The organism is Pseudomonas sp. HMWF021 (assembly GCF_003061005.1).
GTDB lineage: Bacteria > Pseudomonadota > Gammaproteobacteria > Pseudomonadales > Pseudomonadaceae > Aquipseudomonas.
In genome coordinates, this window is the sequence record NZ_QAIK01000131.1 from 2,183 (window position 1) to 3,105 (window position 923).

Sequence of the window (923 nt, forward strand, 5' to 3'; positions counted from 1 at the left end):
CACCGCTGCGCCGGCCCGTCTGGCTGCCGGCACGCTGGTGGTCGATCCGCTGACCGCCAAACGTCTTCAACTCAACGCCGGCGATCAAGTGCGCGCCGTGGCGTTGTCCGCTGCTCGGGAGTCGAAATAATGAATTCGCTATACATCGCAGGTGAATGGCTGGCCGGCCAGGGCGAAGCCTTTCAGTCGCTGAACCCGGTGACCCAGCAAGTGCTGTGGTCGGGGGAGGGCGCTACCGCCGCGCAGGTCGAGTCCGCCGTGCAGGCGGCGCGTCAGGCATTTCCGGGCTGGGCGCGACGCTCGCTGGACGAGCGTATCAGCGTCCTCGAGGCTTTCGCTGCGGCACTGAAAAACCACAGCGATGAACTGGCCCGCACCATCGGTGAGGAAACCGGCAAGCCCCTGTGGGAAGCCGCGACCGAAGTCACCAGCATGGTCAACAAGATCGCGATCTCGGTGCAAAGCTACCGTGAACGTACCGGCGAGAAGAGCGGTCCGCTGGGCGATGCCACCGCCGTGCTGCGCCACAAGCCACACGGTGTTGTTGCAGTGTTCGGCCCCTACAACTTCCCCGGCCATTTGCCGAACGGCCACATCGTACCGGCGCTGCTGGCCGGTAACAGCGTGCTGTTCAAGCCGAGCGAACTGACGCCGAAAGTCGCCGAGCTGACGGTGAAATGCTGGATCGAAGCCGGTCTTCCGGCCGGCGTGTTGAACCTGCTGCAAGGCGCTCGCGAAACCGGCATTGCGCTGGCGGCGAACCCGGGCATCGATGGCTTGTTCTTCACCGGTTCGAGCCGTACCGGCAATCACCTGCATCAGCAGTTTGCCGGGCGTCCGGACAAGATCCTCGCGCTGGAAATGGGCGGCAACAACCCGCTGGTGGTCGATCAGGTGGCTGATCTGGACGCGGCGGTGTACAC

2 pseudogenes are annotated in these 923 nt (G+C 64.6%); both read left to right on the forward strand.

The features are described 5' to 3' along the window. A pseudogene (locus DBR18_RS29415) lies at nucleotides 1–130 on the forward strand (arginine N-succinyltransferase); the annotation flags it as partial. Then, nucleotides 127–923: pseudogene (locus tag DBR18_RS29420) on the forward strand (aldehyde dehydrogenase family protein); the annotation flags it as partial. The pseudogenes DBR18_RS29415 and DBR18_RS29420, both read left to right, overlap by 4 nt.